Below are 14,299 nucleotides of genomic sequence, written 5' to 3' on the forward strand. Positions count from 1 at the left end.
CTTATGGTCGTAGGCAAAGGAGAATTCGAAATGGCGACCGTCAACGTGACCGATGCAAGCTTTCAGGCCGATGTGCTGGACAGCGACACCCCCGTGCTGGTGGATTTCTGGGCCGACTGGTGCGGTCCCTGCAAGATGATCGCGCCTGCGCTGGAAGAGATCAGCGACGAGCTCGCCGGTCAGGTGAAGATCGCCAAGATCGACATCATGGAGAACACCGATATCGCCGCGCAGATGGGCGTGCAGTCGATCCCGCTGATGGTGCTGTTCAAGAACGGCGAAGCGGTTGCGCGCAAGCTTGGAGCAGCGCCCAAGGGGCAGCTCAAGGCCTGGCTCGAAAGCGAACTCTGAGTCGTCAACCGGGCCTGCATCTGCCGGCCTGTTGGAGACACATGAGACACTGTCCTGAAACAGAAAAACTGCCCCTGAACCGGCCCCCATTCCGGACGGCGTGACAGGGGCGGGCAGGGCGGCGTTGCGGGTCATGTGCGCATGGCTGGCAAACTGCGCGCAAGTAGGAAAGCTGTTTTAACCCAGCACTCGCGCGACAAATTCGTCCCAGATTGCCGGGCTGGACGCGCCGACGAGCCCCGGCTTTTCGGCCTCGTCCACCCGGTATTCACTGCCATCGAGCCGCGCGGCTTTGCCGCCCGCTTCGTTGAGCCACAGGATGCCCGCAGCGTGATCCCACGCCAGCGTGCGCTTGAAGCTGGAGACGTCGTTTTCGCCTAGCGCGAGGCGGGGGTATTGTTCGGCGGCACAACGCGGGATGTCGACCAGCGTGTAGTGCGGCGCCAGCTTGGCATCGACCATCGCCGATTGTTCGGGGGTAAGGAAAATGCGGCTGACGGCGGAGACGGGCCGATCCTGCCCGGTGGTGCGCGCCACAATCCGCTCGCCATTGACGAAGGCCCCTTCGCCCGCGCGGGTGTGGCAGAAGCGATCCTTGTTCGGATCATAGATCCACCCTGCGACCGCGCGGCCCGCGTCGGCAAGCGCGATGATGATGCCGAACGGCTCCTTGCCTTCCGCGAAGTTCGCCGTTCCATCGAGCGGATCGATGATCCAGCATTGGCTGGAGAGGTCATCGAGCACGCTCTTGTCGGCGTGCACCGCTTCCTCGCCCACCACCGCGACGCCGGGGGCGAGCTTGGTCAGCGCTTCGGTCAGGAAGGCTTCGACCTCGCGGTCGACGATAGTGACGGGATCGTCAGCGCCCTTCATTTCAACTTCGTGCGCGGCCAGTTGGCGGAAGCGCGGCAGCATCGAGCGCTGCGCCGCAAACCGCATCAGATCGCGGATTTCCTCATCCAGGGCCGACAGGCCGGACGCGCTCACGAACGATAATCCGCGTTGATGGCAATGTAGCCGTGGGTGAGATCGCAGGTCCACACCGTCGCGCGCCCGTCCCCGAGGCCGAGATCGACGGCGATGTCGATGTCCTCGCCCTTCAGATGGGCAGCGACCGGGGCTTCGTCATAGCCTTCGACCGGCAAGCCGTTGCGCGCGGCCCAGACCCCACCGAACGCGATTGAGAGCTTGTCCCGATCCGCCGGCTCGCCCGCCTTGCCGACAGCCATGACCACGCGGCCCCAGTTCGCGTCCTCACCCGCAATCGCGGTTTTCACCAGCGGCGAGTTGGCGATGCTGAGGCCCACGCGGCGTGCGCTGTCATCGCTCGCCGCGCCGCTTACGCGAATGGTGATGAACTTGGCAGCACCTTCCCCGTCGCGCACCACGAGTTGGGCAAGCTGGCGGCACACATCAGCCAGCGCCGCCGCAAAGGCATCGGCGCCGGGGCTGTCCCAGCTTTCGATCCGCGCATTGCCCGCCTTGGCCGTAGCGAACACCATCACCGTGTCGCTGGTCGAGGTATCGCCGTCGACCGTTATGCAGCTAAACGTTGCCGCATTGGCGCGTTCGAGCGCTTCTTGCAGGAAGGCGGGGGCCACGTTTGCATCGGTGAAGATATAGCCGAGCATCGTCGCCATGTCGGGCGCGATCATGCCGCTGCCCTTGATGATCCCGGCGAGTTCGACCCGCGTGTCCCCGATCATCGCCGAGGCGCCAGCGCCCTTGGCGAAGGTATCGGTAGTGCCGATCGCGTTGGTCGCATCCGCCCAGCCGCAGGGCTCCGTCACCAGAGCAGCTTCGATCCCGGCCCGCGCCTTGTCCTTGGGCAGCGGCACGCCGATTACCCCGGTAGAGGAGACGAACACCTCGTCCACGCCGCAGCCCAATGCCGCGCTTACCTGCGCCTGGATCGCCTCGACCGCCTCACGCCCGCGCCAGCCGGTGAAGGCGTTGGAATTGCCCGCATTGACGATCAACGCCCGCGCGCGGCCCTGCTTCACCGCCTCGCGGCCCAGTTCGACCTCGGACGAGGCACAGGCGCTCTTGGTGAAGACGCCTGCGACGCTCGTGCCCTCGGCCAGCTCCGCAAAGGTCAGGTCGCAGCGGTCCCACGTCTTGTACTGCGCACGCGCAACGCGCAGCGTGACGCCCGCGATGGAGGGCAGTTCAGGGAAGGGGCGAGCGAGGGGCGAGCGTTGGATATCCATGGCGAGCGCCTCTAGGCGGGCGACGCGGCGGCGTAAATCCGCAAATCAGGTGGACGAAACGCGCGCGATTCCCTATCTATGCTCACAATGACCCGGCGTTTTCTTGCCTTTCTGGCCCTGCTTACAGGCCTTGTCGCTCTTGGCGGCCCGGCGCAGGCGTCTTTGGCTGAAGCGCTGGCTTGCGGGTCCAGCATCACTGCTGCGGCGGGCGATGAGGCGGTTGGCGGCGAACATGTCGCCGTGCAGCCTGCACCCTCGACGATCAGCGCCACCCGCGCGATCGAAGCGCCGCGCCGCGCTCCGGCCAAGCCGGAAACGCTGCGCTTGCCAGTCCTGATGGGTATCGAACGCGCCTACGAATAGGCGCGTTTTTCCGTTCCCGCATTGATTCCGGCGCGCCGGGCCTGAAGGCCGCGCGCTCTTTCCCCATTATCCGTTTCGGGCCCGCACGCCGGGCTGCCGTCCGCATCAAAGGTTTGCCCCTATGTTGAATAACATCATCAAGTCGGTCTTCGGTTCGTCGAATGACCGCTACATCAAGTCCGTGCGCAAGGTGATCGCGCAGGTCAACGCGCTCGAGCCGCAGATTCAGGCGCTCACCGATGCCGAGCTTCAGGACCAGACCGTCAAGCTGCGCGCGCTGGTCGACAAGGGCGCGAGCCTTGATGAGATCCTGCCCGAAGCCTTCGCCACTGTGCGCGAAGCCTCGGTGCGCGTGTTCGGGATGCGCCACTTCGATGTGCAGCTGATTGGCGGCCTCGTCCTCCACCGCGGCGAGATCGCCGAAATGCGCACCGGTGAAGGCAAGACGCTGATGGCGACGCTCGCGGTGTATCTCAACGCGCTCGAAGGCAAGGGCGTGCACGTTGTCACCGTCAACGATTACCTCGCCCGGCGCGACGCCGCCGAGATGGGCAAGCTTTACAACTGGCTTGGCCTCACGGTCGGCGTGATCGTCCCGGGAATGCCCGAGGAATACAAGCGCGACGCCTACAACGCCGACATCACCTACGGCACCAACAACGAATTCGGCTTCGATTACCTGCGCGACAACATGAAGCACGAACGCAGCGCCATGGCGCAGCGGCCGTTCAACTTCGCGATTGTCGATGAAGTGGACTCGATCCTGATCGACGAAGCACGTACGCCGCTAATCATCTCCGGGCCGACCGAGGACAAGTCGGAGCTTTACGTCGCGCTCGATCAGGTGGCGCGCGAAATCCCGGTCGAATGGCTCGACATCGACGAGAAGGTGAAGCGCGTCCAGCTGACTGAAGACGGGCTGGAGCAGGTTGAACAGCTGCTGATCGAGAAAGAGCTGCTGGCCACCGACAACCTCTACGATGTCGAGAACACGCAGGTCGTGCACCACCTTGATCAGGCGCTGGTCGCCAATTTCGCGCGGAAGCGTGATACCGATTACATCGTCAAGGACGGCAAGGTCGTTATCATCGACGAATTCACTGGCCGTATGATGGATGGCCGCCGCTGGTCGAACGGGTTGCACCAGGCGGTCGAGGCCAAGGAAGGCGTGCGGATCGAGCCGGAGAACCAGACGCTCGCCTCGATCACCTTCCAGAACTATTTCCGCATGTACCCCAAGCTGTCCGGCATGACCGGCACCGCGGCGACCGAAGCGGCGGAATTCTGGGACATCTACAAGGTCGGCGTGGTCGAAATCCCGACCAACTTGCCCGTCGCCCGCATCGACGAGGAAGACGAGTTCTACAAGAACATCGCCGACAAGTTCGGCGCCATCGCGAAGGCGATCAAGGAGAAGCAGGAAATCGGTCAGCCGGTGCTGGTCGGCACGGTTTCGATCGAGAAATCCGAACTGCTCAGCCAGTATCTCGACAAGGAAGGCGTGACCCACTCGGTGCTGAACGCCCGCTTCCACGAGCAGGAAGCCCGGATTGTGGCGCAGGCCGGACGCTTCGGCGCGGTCACCATCGCGACTAACATGGCCGGGCGCGGGACCGACATCCAGCTCGGCGGCAATATCGAATACCGCATCCTCGACGAACTGGCCGACATGCCCGAGGGGCCGGAGCGCGATGAAGCGATTGCCCGCATCAAGGCCGAAGTGGCTGCGGAAAAGGATCGGGTGAGGGCGGCCGGCGGCCTGTTTGTGCTCGGTACTGAACGCCACGAATCGCGCCGGATTGACAACCAGCTGCGCGGCCGTTCGGGCCGCCAGGGCGACCCCGGCCTGTCGCGCTTCTACCTGTGCCTTGAGGATGATCTGCTGCGCATCTTCGGCCCCGACACGCTGTTTTCGAAGATGATGAAATCGAACCTCGCCGATGGTGAGGCGATTGGTTCCAAGTGGCTGTCGAAAGCGATCGAGACCGCGCAGAAGAAGGTCGAATCCCGCAACTACGACATGCGCAAGCAGGTGGTGGAATACGACGACGTGATGAACGACCAGCGCAAGGTGGTCTACGAACAGCGTTCCGAGATCATGGACAGCGAGGCGGTGGACGACGTGGTGCTCGACATGCGGCATGACACGATCAACGCCATTGTTGGCACCGCGTGCCCCCCGGGCTCCTATCCCGAACAATGGGACGTCACCGGCCTCAAGACCCGCGCCGAGGAGGTGCTGGGCTTCAACCCGCCGATCGACGACTGGCTTGCCGAGGACGAGGTCGAGCCTGAATTGATCGAGGAACGCCTGCGCGAACTGACCGACGCGATGATGGATGAAAAGATCGCCGCGTCCGATCCCGCGATCTGGCGGATCGTCGAAAAGGACGTGCTGCTGCGCCAGCTTGATCACCACTGGAAGGAACACCTCGCCACGCTGGACGCGCTGCGTCAGGTGATCTGGATGCGCGGCATCGCGCAGAAGCAGCCGATCAACGAATACAAGCAGGAAGCCTTTGCCCTGTTCGAGACGATGCTCGAAACCCTGCGCGAGGAAGTGACCAAGATCCTGTTCCGCTCGGAACTGCGTGTCGAACAGCCGTCGATGCAGGCGCTGCCCGATCTGCCCGATTTCCTCACCGGCCACATCGATCCCTTCACCGGCATGGACAATTCGGCCGATGGCGACGGGTCGGAACTGCGGCCCGAATTGTTCGGCACGCTCGCTGGAAGCCCGCGCGCGGCAACCGGGCCGGGCGGGGCGAACACCGACAACCCTTATGCCAATCTCGACATCAGCCGGAATGCACCGTGCCCCTGCGGATCGGGCAACAAGTACAAGCATTGCCACGGCGCGGTTGGCGCACCGCAGAACGTCTGACCGGCGCGCGCGGTGCTTAGGCGAAGGCGATGATGATCGGGGCGGTTCCGGCGCTGCTGGCGCTCGCCTTCCTGGTCACCGCGCTGCTCTATGCCAGCGTCGGCTTCGGCGGCGGGTCGACCTATTCGGCGCTGCTGGCGCTGTCGGGCCTTGATTACCGCCTGCTGCCGCTGGTCTCGCTCGCCTGCAATATCGTGGTGGTGACGGGCGGCTCGATCCGCTTCGCCCGCGCGGGGCTGACCCCGTGGAAGAAGGCGTTGGTGATCGTTGCGCTCGGCGCTCCGGCCAGCTTCCTTGGCGGTCTGACCCCGATCAAGGAGGCGACCTTTCTGACGCTGCTCGGAGCCAGTCTGGTTCTGACGAGCCTCTTCATGCTGGTGCCGGTGCGTGAGGATGCGAAAGGTGCCGCGACCCGGTTTGCTCGGTGGATGCCGCTCGCCGCCGCGCCGCTCGGCTATTTTGCCGGGCTGGTCGGGATCGGTGGCGGGGTGTTCCTCAGCCCCTTGCTGCATCTTGCACGCTGGCACGAAGCGCGCGGGATAGCGGCGACGGCGAGCCTGTTCATCCTCGTCAATTCGCTGTTCGGGCTGGCGGGCCAGATGGTGAAGAACGGCCCCGATCTGTTCGGGCAGGCGATTGGCGCGGCGCTGCCCTTGCTGATTGCAGTGGTGATCGGCGGGCAGGTGGGCAGCCTGATGGCGACCCGCGTGCTCCCGCCGCATTGGATCCGCTGGCTGACCGCGCTGCTGGTGCTGGTAGTCGGCGTGCGCCTGCTGGTGGGCGTTTAAGCTGCGCGCCGCCGCCGCCAGATGAGCGCGATGAACAAGGTCGCGGTAAAGGCGGCATAGCCGGTCAACAGATTGGGCAGCAGCAGCGGCACGCCCGTAAACAGCATCGCGTCATTACCTCCTGGCACCAGCGTCGCGCCCAGTCCCATCAGCAAGCCGCCGCCCGCGCCGCGCGACCACTCGCGCGCGGTGCCGAGCTTCCACTCGAACGTTCCGCCCACAAGTGCCGCGACGGTCATGCCAAGGATGAGGATCGCTGGCCCGGCAAAGGCGGCGGGCTCGGCCGGGATGGTGCCATAGGCCAGCCCGGCGATGCGGCTGGTATAGACCCACTGCCGGTCGAGCGCGAACAGGAGGCCCGATGCCGCCCCCACCAGGCTCATCGCAACCAGCGGCGACCACCCGCCGCGCGGTTGCCTCCAGCCGAGCCGCCGGTAGATATAGGTCGCGGCCAGCACCGCCAGCACGCCGCCAATCGCCAGCGCCGCCGGCAGATTGCTTGCCAAGGGTGACAGCACCAGTCCGCGCGGCGGCAGCATCAGCGCGGCCTGCGACATCTCTGGCCCGAGCAGCAGCGCGGCCGCAAACATCGCCGCAATTGCTGCGCTCCGCGGCAGATCGCCCGCAGTCAGCGCCGCCAGAGTTCCCATTGCGCAATGCCCGCTGAGCAGCGTGCCGAGCCCGAACAGCACACCCCCGGCGATCGCGCTTCTGTCTGCTGGGGCGCCGGGGATCAGGGTAAAGGGCTGCGCGCCCAGCGTTTCCGCCGTCGCCATGACCAGCATCGCGCTTGCCGCCGCCAAGGCAAAGCCCGCTAGCCGGTGCACGCGCCGCCGGTCGATCACCTCGCTCACCGCTCGCATCATGCAGACACCGCTGCGCTGGCTGGAATAGCCGATCAGAAACAGCAGAGCGAAAGTTGCGGCGAGAGGCACGGGCGCAATGTCGAGCGGGTGGTGCACTAAAGGCAATCTACAGCGATCGAGCGAGAGGCGCAGCCGGGTTGCAACTCATCACGCGTCGTCGCCAAGCCGCTACACCGCGTCGCCGCCAGGTGAATCTGGCTTCGTGATCTTGGCCTCCAGCGATTCCTGAGCCAGCTTGTCCTCTGCGGCTTTGCGTGCCGACTTTGAGCGAGCAGGCTTGTGGTGAGTCGGTTCATCAGTCGCTGGCATTTGCGCCTCCTGACGGCGGGGAGAGGTGCGCAGCAGTAAACTGATCTATGTGAAAACCGAAGGACTAATCCGCGCCGATTCTTGCGGCCCGCCACCAGTTCGATGGTGCGTATGGTGACGCGCACAGAGTTGACCATGACGCGCCACATCGTGCCCGAGTCCCATCGCATAGTCCCTTTCGCGCTGTTCCAGCAGGCTCATGGTGGATTGCGCGGGCCGGAGCGGCTGATGTTGATTACCGGCACCCCGTGTTTGCGTTTGCAATAGCGTCCAATCGACTTCAAGACGGTGATCGGGGGAGGGCAATTGCGGGCATGATGCCGAACGATCAGGTGCAGGGTTGCGAGGTCGGGGCGCAGCGGGCCCGCGCTTCTCTCATTGGGCCCTTTCGCCTTTATCAGCCTGATGGTCGCGAGGTCCTGATCTCCAACAAGCGGGCGCGCGCCATATTGGCGATTTTGTGCCTTTCGGCCGGAGAGCCGATTGAACGCGACACGCTGCGCAAGCTGCTCTGGCCCGGCCGCTATCCCGCTCAAGCCAAGGCCAGTCTGCGGCAATGCCTGCTCAATCTGGGCAAGGTGCTCGCGCCGTTGGGTCGGGATGTGCTGCTTGTCACCCGTAGCAGCGTGGCGATCCGAACCGATGCGATCATGGTCGACCTGCGTGAAGTGTCCGCGCCCGACCGGCCGATTCTCGTCGAGTTCGATCTGGGCGAGCCCTTCGCACACTGGGTAGCGGCCAGGCGGGCCGAGATCGAGCGGACGAACCCAATTGGCGATAGGCCCCCGATCCCCGCGCGCCTGATCGACCGTCCGGCAGATCGGCGCGGCGTTGCCATTCTACCATTTCGTTCGGCGTCGCCTTCGGGAGAACAGGATTACTTCACCGACGGCATGGTCGATGAACTGATCACCGCCCTGAGCGGCGTGGCAGGGTTGCAGGTGGCGGGACGGACATCCTCATTCCATTTCCGCGACAGCACCATGACGCCCGCGCAGATCGCTGCGGCGCTGGGCGTGTCGCATCTGGTCGAAGGATCGGTGCAGCGTCAGGGCGAGAAGGTCCGCATCCACGTCCATCTGGTGGACGGGGCCAGCGGGTTCGAGCTCTGGGGCAGCCGGTTCGACGGCGTGCTGGACGACATCTTCGAACTTCAGGAAGCCGTCGCGCGCGGCGTGACCGAGGCTTTGGCGGCAGCCTTGGGCATTGCTCTCCAGCCGCCGGTCGTAGGCAATCTCACGCACAGTAAGCAGGCCTATGACCTCTATCTGCAAGGGCGCACGCTCAATGCGCGGCTGTTCGGGGACGGGGTGATGACCCGCGCGGCCGAACTGGTGGAACAAGCGCTCGCAATTGATCCCGACTTTGCCGAAGCGTGGGTGCTGCTGGGCGATGTGCACCAGCGCATGGGGATCTATCTGGCCGGATACGATCCGGGTGAGGCTTCGATGCGGATGGCTGCCTGCGTGCGCAAGGCCTTGGCGATCAAGCCCGGTCTCGGTCATGCTTATGGCCTGCTGGCGCTGCATGAATTCGCCCGCAACAATATGGTCGGCGCTCTCGATCTGGCGTTCAAGGGCTATGAGGTTGAGCCGAACAATCCGGCCGTAACTGTACGGATCGGCGGGCTGCTGCTGTTCTGTGGGCTGACCCGGCGGGGCATGGAGTTTCTGGATCAGGCGATTGACCGGGATCCGGCGGATGGCAGGCATTATATGGTGCGATCTGCCGGGCAGCTTAATCTCGGCCGGATCGATGCTGCGGTGGCAGACGCGCAGCGCTGCGTCGATCTGGGGTTTCCGTCCGTGTGGCTGGGGGTCGCGCTAGCGGCAGCGGGCGAGCATGAACGTGCGGTCGAAGCCTACCAGCAGTCGCGCTATGCGATTGCGAGCAGCATTCCGCCGCCCAGTGGTACCGGGCCGATGCCGCCCGCGATGATCGACGCCTATTGGGATGTGGCTGCGAGGGGCGTGTGCAGCGGCAAGCCCGAAGACCGCGAGGCCTATTGCCGCACGCTCGATTTCCTGCACCTGTCGATGCAGGACAAGGAGCATCAGGCCATCACCCTGCCGGCGGTGTTCATGGGCTATGCCGAGATGCTGTTCAAAACCATTGGCACGCGCATCACCTTGCAGAACCTTGCCTGCCTGATGTCGATCTGGACCAAGGTCGATCCGATGTGCCAGATTTGGCAACATCCCGAATTCATCCCCTTCGCCCAGCGCATCGGCATGGCCGACGTTTGGGAGAAATATGGCTGGCCCGATCTGCTGCCGATGCCCAGTAACCGTGCCTGAAGGGCGCGATTGACGCCTTTTTCACGCTTTATTGACGATCCGCCGGATTGACGATTGACGCTACGGAAATGCATTCTCCGGGGCGAGGCTTAGCGCGATAATCCAAGGGCTTGCACAGGCCGGGACCAAGTGTTCCGGCACGCGCCTTGTCGCGCCAGGCTTGCGGGGGGACATCATGCCGGCAACGGGCGAGCAACAGGTAGCAATCGGCGCTTCGGCGATGCGCAAGGCGTTCTGGCGGATCATTCCGCTGATCCTCGTCGCCTACCTATTTGCTTATATGGACCGGGTCAACGTCAGCTTCGCGGCGGCCGATATGAACGCCGACCTTGGCTTCAGCGCGACGGTTTACGGGCTGGGCGGGGGGCTGTTCTTTCTCGGCTATGCTCTGTTCGAGATCCCTTCCAACCTGATGCTGGTACGATTCGGCGCGCGCCAGTGGATCGCGCGGATCATGATCACCTGGGGCCTGCTGTCGGCGGGCATGATGTTCGTGACCACGGCCGAGCAGTTCTACATCCTGCGCTTCCTGCTCGGCGTGGCCGAGGCGGGGTTCTATCCCGGCGTGATCTACTACTTCTCGGGTTGGTTTCCGCCGTGCCATCGCAGCCGCGCGGTCAGCCGGTTCTATATCGCGGGGCCGCTGGCTTCGATGGTGATGGGGTCGATGTCGGGCTGGTTGCTCGGGCTGGACGGCAACTCAGGGATGCATGGCTGGCAATGGCTGTTTCTGGTGCAAGGCCTGCCCACGGTGCTGGTCGGGCTGGTGGTGCTGCGGTTCCTGCCGGATAGTCCGGCGAAGGTGGAATGGCTCAACCCGGCGGAGAAGGCGTGGATCGCCGACGAGCTGGCGCGCGAGCGACGGCTGATCGGAGGGGCAGTGAGCCACAATGTCCTCGCCATTTTCCGCAATCCTAAGGTGCTGCTCAACGGCGCGATCGGCTTTACCTGCATTGGAGCGTTCATCACCTTCACGCTGTCGGCCCCGATGATCCTGAAGGCGGCAACCGGGCTGGATGCCACCGGCATCGGCTATCTGGTCGGTTTCGGCGGGCTGATCGGCACGGCGGCGACACTGTGGCTCGGCAACCGCGCTGACCGGCACGGGGACCGCCTGATCCATGCTTTCGGCAGCGCAGTTGTGATGGCGGGATCGTTGTTTGTGATGCTGCTCGCCCCCTCGCCATTGACTGTGAGCCTTGCCTACCTCGCCTTTGCGACCGTGTCGTTCTCGGTCGCGATGCTGGTGTCATCGGGCTGGGCCGATGCGCTGTCGGGGCGCGAGCTGGCGGTCGGGGCGGCGGCGATCAACACCATGTCGCAGATCGGCGCCTTCCTGACGCCGTTCGCATGGGGCGCGCTGGCGGATGCGACCGGCAACTTTGATGCAGGCCTGCTCGGCATTGCGCTGATGATGACCGTCAATGCGGCGCTGATCTGGGTGCTGCGCGGACAGGTGCGCGGGCAAGTTCTGCGCGCGGTGCCTGCTGCGGCGTAAGTTTTGAAGAGAGTGCCGCTCATTCCCGAGCGGACGGACTGGGGGAGAACGATAATGAAAATGATGAAATCACTGATCATCGGGGCAACGATGATGGCAGCGACGCTGGCAACCCCGGCGATGGCGGATGAAACGCCCTATACGCTCGGCACGGTGTGGGAGGCGAACCGCATTGATGTGCTGCCCGGCCAAGGTCCGAACTATATCGAGTATCTCGCCGCGACCTGGAAGAAGAACATGGAGACGTTGAAGGCGGAAGGCTACGTCGTCAGCTATCGCGTGCTGGCAACCAACCATCGCCGCGGTGACGAGCCCGATCTGATCCTGCTCATCGAATATCGCGATTATCAGACGGTTGCACAGATTGAAGCCCGTCGTGCGCGGATGAATGAGCTGACGGGGCAGACGAACCGCAGCGCCGCAGCTGCCTCAGCCGAGCGCGGCAAGATGCGGGAGGAGCTGGGGACGACCCAGTATCAGGAATTGGTTCTGAAATAACCGGCCCGGTTTCAGGATCATGGCGGGCGGCGCGGGTTCCGGGGGGGAGCTGCGCCGCCCGCCCCATTTTGTTGGCAATCCCGTCATGGCGGGAGCGTGATCCGGCGTGTCGTCTTGCGCTGCTGTGATGGATTACATCCGCTTCAAACCGGCCCGCGATCCATAGGGCCATACGATCAACGGCGAACACACGACCAAGGTCGTGTGCGCTGCGGAAAAATCGTAAGAAAATTGGCTCCCCGAGTAGGATTCGAACCTACGGCCAAGTGATTAACAGTCACCTACTCTACCGCTGAGCTATCGGGGAGCAACTCTTCCAAGCGGTCTCAGGAAGAGCGGAAGCGCGCCTATATGGGCCGGTGCGGATGATTGCAAGAGGGTTTTGAATGGCCACCGCGCGTTAGATCAATCCGGCGCGGAGCGGCTGCAAGGCTGATGAGGCCGCGCAAGTCACGCCGTGATGAATTGCTCGGCCACAATTCGTTCTTCGAGGCTCTGGCCCGGATCGAACAGGAGCGTGAGCGCGCTGTCCCGCGCAATCTCGAGCCGGACTTCGGCGATGTCGCGCAGTTCCTTCTGGTCGGCGACTGCGGCCACCGGACGCTTGGCTGGGTCGAGCACGCGCAGGACGATCTTCATCCGGTCCGGCAAGATTGCCCCCTTCCAGCGCCGCGGGCGGAACGGGCTGATCGGGGTCAGCGCCAGCATCTTGCTGTCCAGCGGCAAGATCGGGCCATTGGCCGAAAGGTTATAGGCGGTTGATCCCGCAGGCGTCGCCACCAGCACCCCGTCACACACCAGCTCCCGGATGCGCACCCGGTCCCCCACGGAGACTTCGATCTTGGCGGTCTGACGGGTTTCGCGCAGCAGCGAGATTTCGTTGATCGCGCTCATCACATGGGTCTCGCCGTCCTGCGTCACCGCCTCGACCCGCAAGGGCGAGATCGTCCAGTGGCGCGCTTTGTTGACCCGCGTGGCAATCGCCGCGCGCCGGTCATAACGGTTCATCAGAAACCCGACCGTGCCAAGGTTCATCCCGAAGGCCGGGACCACGCGGCCCGCATCCAGCATCGCGTGCAGCGTCTGGAGCATGAACCCGTCACCGCCGAGCACGACGACGGCATCGGCCTCGTCCAGCGGTACCCAGTCGCCCTGGCTCAGCAGCGCATCATGGGCTTCCTGCGCGCGCGCCGTGTCCGACGCGAGCAGCGCCAACCGCTGAAAGCTCGTACCATTGCTCGCCATTCATCCCCCTCAGGCAGCGCTCGCCATTTATCCCCGGCGCATCGCTCGGCGTCATCCCTGATGTGCCAGATTCGGGCGGATTGCAATTGATGCGAGGCAGGCTTGCATTCAAGGGTTAAGGGGGAGCGGGGCATGAGGAACGTAATGGAACAGGGTCGGACATCCTTGCGGGGCGCAGTGCGCGGGCGCTTTCCGGGCGTGAGCGCCGGCGTGCTTGAAGCCGATCTGTTGAGCGCGCTCGACCGGCGTGAGATCGAAGTGTTGTTCCAGCCGCAATTTTCCTGCGTGACCGGCGCAGTGGTGGGGGCTGAGGCGCTGGCGCGCTGGCGGCATCCGACGCTGGGCGCCATCGGCGCGCGCGATCTGTTTGCCGTGGCCGAGAAGGCCGCACTGGTGGCTCCGTTGTCGCGTCACGTGGTCGCCCGCGCACTGGAGGATGCGGCGACCTGGCCCGACAATCTGACCCTATCGCTCAACATCACGCCCGAGGAATTGGGCGATCCGCGCTTTGCCGCCGATTTCGCCGCGCTGATCGGCCGTTCGGAAATCGCGCCGCAGCGGCTGATGCTGGAGATCACCGAGGATCTGCTGCTGCGTAATCTTGCCCAAGCGGCGTCCGCGCTGAAGGCGCTGCGGGGGCTGGGCTTCCGCACCGCACTCGACGATTTCGGCGCGGGGTTCTGCAATTTCCGCTACCTGCGCGAACTGCCACTGGATGCGCTGAAGCTTGACAAGGCGATGGTCGAAGGCGTCCCGGGCGACGCCACCGCGCTCGCCGTGCTGCGCGCGATCGTGGCGCTGGGCCGGGCGCTGGGCCTGGCCGTCTATGCCGAGGGGATCGAGGACGAAATCCAGCGCGCCGCGATCACTGCGGAAGGCTGCGATTACTGGCAAGGCTTCCTGCGCGCCCAACCGATGCCCAGCGAAAGCGTGCTGGCACTGGCCCGCACCGCGCGAGGCATGGGGCACGGGTAGGGATTAAAAGCGCGC

General features: G+C 64.5%; 12 protein-coding genes and 1 tRNA gene. 8 read left to right on the forward strand and 5 right to left on the reverse strand.

Translation table 11 applies throughout. The features are described 5' to 3' along the window. Positions 1-30: 30 nt before the first annotated feature. Positions 31-351 carry a thioredoxin gene (gene trxA, locus GRI59_RS08605; protein ID WP_101793476.1) on the forward strand — a complete coding sequence of 107 codons (321 nt, stop codon included), beginning with the start codon at positions 31-33 and terminating at the stop codon, positions 349-351. A 177-nt stretch (positions 352-528) separates the two neighbouring features. On the opposite strand, the gene GRI59_RS08610 is transcribed toward trxA, so the two are convergent. Both GRI59_RS08610 and argJ read right to left on the reverse strand, forming a co-directional pair. Beyond that, a complete protein-coding gene (locus GRI59_RS08610) occupies positions 529-1,290 on the reverse strand; it encodes an inositol monophosphatase family protein (protein ID WP_160761579.1) in 762 nt (253 codons plus the stop codon). A gap of 44 nt (positions 1,291-1,334) precedes the next feature. After that, positions 1,335-2,561 carry a bifunctional glutamate N-acetyltransferase/amino-acid acetyltransferase ArgJ gene (argJ, locus tag GRI59_RS08615; protein ID WP_160760801.1) on the reverse strand — a complete coding sequence of 409 codons (1,227 nt, stop codon included), beginning with the start codon at positions 2,559-2,561 and terminating at the stop codon, positions 1,335-1,337. A gap of 87 nt (positions 2,562-2,648) precedes the next feature. Between argJ and GRI59_RS08620 the strand changes: the two genes are divergently transcribed. From GRI59_RS08620 to GRI59_RS08630, 3 genes are all read left to right on the forward strand, one after another. Then, positions 2,649-2,924 carry a hypothetical protein gene (locus GRI59_RS08620; RefSeq protein ID WP_160760802.1) on the forward strand — a complete coding sequence of 92 codons (276 nt, stop codon included), beginning with the start codon at positions 2,649-2,651 and terminating at the stop codon, positions 2,922-2,924. Positions 2,925-3,045: 121 nt separating this feature from the next. Then, complete coding sequence (secA, locus tag GRI59_RS08625) at positions 3,046-5,808, forward strand: preprotein translocase subunit SecA (RefSeq protein ID WP_160760803.1); 2,763 nt, start codon at positions 3,046-3,048, stop codon at positions 5,806-5,808. A 32-nt stretch (positions 5,809-5,840) separates the two neighbouring features. Further along, positions 5,841-6,596 carry a sulfite exporter TauE/SafE family protein gene (locus GRI59_RS08630; RefSeq protein ID WP_160761580.1) on the forward strand — a complete coding sequence of 252 codons (756 nt, stop codon included), beginning with the start codon at positions 5,841-5,843 and terminating at the stop codon, positions 6,594-6,596. Here GRI59_RS08630 and GRI59_RS08635 read toward each other — a convergent pair. Next, positions 6,593-7,531, reverse strand: a complete 939-nt coding sequence (locus GRI59_RS08635; RefSeq protein WP_160760804.1) for a YeeE/YedE thiosulfate transporter family protein — start codon at positions 7,529-7,531, stop codon at positions 6,593-6,595. The genes GRI59_RS08630 and GRI59_RS08635 overlap by 4 nt on opposite strands. Positions 7,532-8,220: 689 nt before the next feature. On the opposite strand from GRI59_RS08635, the gene GRI59_RS08640 reads away from it, so the two are divergent. The 3 genes from GRI59_RS08640 to GRI59_RS08650 all read left to right on the forward strand — a co-directional run bounded on the left by GRI59_RS08640 (position 8,221) and on the right by GRI59_RS08650 (position 12,064). Beyond that, a complete protein-coding gene (locus tag GRI59_RS08640; RefSeq protein WP_160760805.1) occupies positions 8,221-10,068 on the forward strand; it encodes a hypothetical protein in 1,848 nt (615 codons plus the stop codon). A 175-nt stretch (positions 10,069-10,243) separates the two neighbouring features. After that, the gene (locus GRI59_RS08645; protein ID WP_160760806.1) at positions 10,244-11,566 is read left to right on the forward strand and encodes an MFS transporter; all 1,323 of its coding nucleotides are present in this window, start codon (positions 10,244-10,246) and stop codon (positions 11,564-11,566) included. Positions 11,567-11,620: 54 nt separating this feature from the next. Continuing rightward, positions 11,621-12,064 carry a hypothetical protein gene (locus GRI59_RS08650; protein ID WP_160760807.1) on the forward strand — a complete coding sequence of 148 codons (444 nt, stop codon included), beginning with the start codon at positions 11,621-11,623 and terminating at the stop codon, positions 12,062-12,064. A 232-nt stretch (positions 12,065-12,296) separates the two neighbouring features. Here the strand turns inward: GRI59_RS08650 and GRI59_RS08655 are convergent. Continuing rightward, positions 12,297-12,371, reverse strand: a tRNA-Asn gene (locus GRI59_RS08655). 143 nt (positions 12,372-12,514) lie between these two features. Next, complete coding sequence (locus GRI59_RS08660; RefSeq protein ID WP_160760808.1) at positions 12,515-13,309, reverse strand: NAD kinase; 795 nt, start codon at positions 13,307-13,309, stop codon at positions 12,515-12,517. Positions 13,310-13,441: 132 nt separating this feature from the next. Here GRI59_RS08660 and GRI59_RS08665 point away from each other — a divergent pair, with 132 nt between their 5' ends. Further along, a complete protein-coding gene (locus tag GRI59_RS08665; RefSeq protein ID WP_237440752.1) occupies positions 13,442-14,284 on the forward strand; it encodes an EAL domain-containing protein in 843 nt (280 codons plus the stop codon). The last annotated feature ends 15 nt before the right edge of the window (positions 14,285-14,299 follow it).

The organism is Erythrobacter ramosus, from assembly GCF_009828055.1.
GTDB lineage: Bacteria > Pseudomonadota > Alphaproteobacteria > Sphingomonadales > Sphingomonadaceae > Erythrobacter > Erythrobacter ramosus.

Coding starts and splice junctions, on each gene's coding strand:
- GRI59_RS08610 (WP_160761579.1), bottom strand. CDS start 1,290: ATGCGGTTTGCGGCGCAGCGCTCGATGCTGCCGCGCTTCCGCCAACTG.
- GRI59_RS08665 (WP_237440752.1), top strand. CDS start 13,442: ATGAGGAACGTAATGGAACAGGGTCGGACATCCTTGCGGGGCGCAGTG.
- trxA (WP_101793476.1), top strand. CDS start 31: ATGGCGACCGTCAACGTGACCGATGCAAGCTTTCAGGCCGATGTGCTG.
- GRI59_RS08645 (WP_160760806.1), top strand. CDS start 10,244: ATGCCGGCAACGGGCGAGCAACAGGTAGCAATCGGCGCTTCGGCGATG.
- GRI59_RS08660 (WP_160760808.1), bottom strand. CDS start 13,309: ATGGCGAGCAATGGTACGAGCTTTCAGCGGTTGGCGCTGCTCGCGTCG.
- argJ (WP_160760801.1), bottom strand. CDS start 2,561: ATGGATATCCAACGCTCGCCCCTCGCTCGCCCCTTCCCTGAACTGCCC.
- secA (WP_160760803.1), top strand. CDS start 3,046: ATGTTGAATAACATCATCAAGTCGGTCTTCGGTTCGTCGAATGACCGC.
- GRI59_RS08630 (WP_160761580.1), top strand. CDS start 5,841: ATGATCGGGGCGGTTCCGGCGCTGCTGGCGCTCGCCTTCCTGGTCACC.
- GRI59_RS08650 (WP_160760807.1), top strand. CDS start 11,621: ATGAAAATGATGAAATCACTGATCATCGGGGCAACGATGATGGCAGCG.
- GRI59_RS08620 (WP_160760802.1), top strand. CDS start 2,649: ATGACCCGGCGTTTTCTTGCCTTTCTGGCCCTGCTTACAGGCCTTGTC.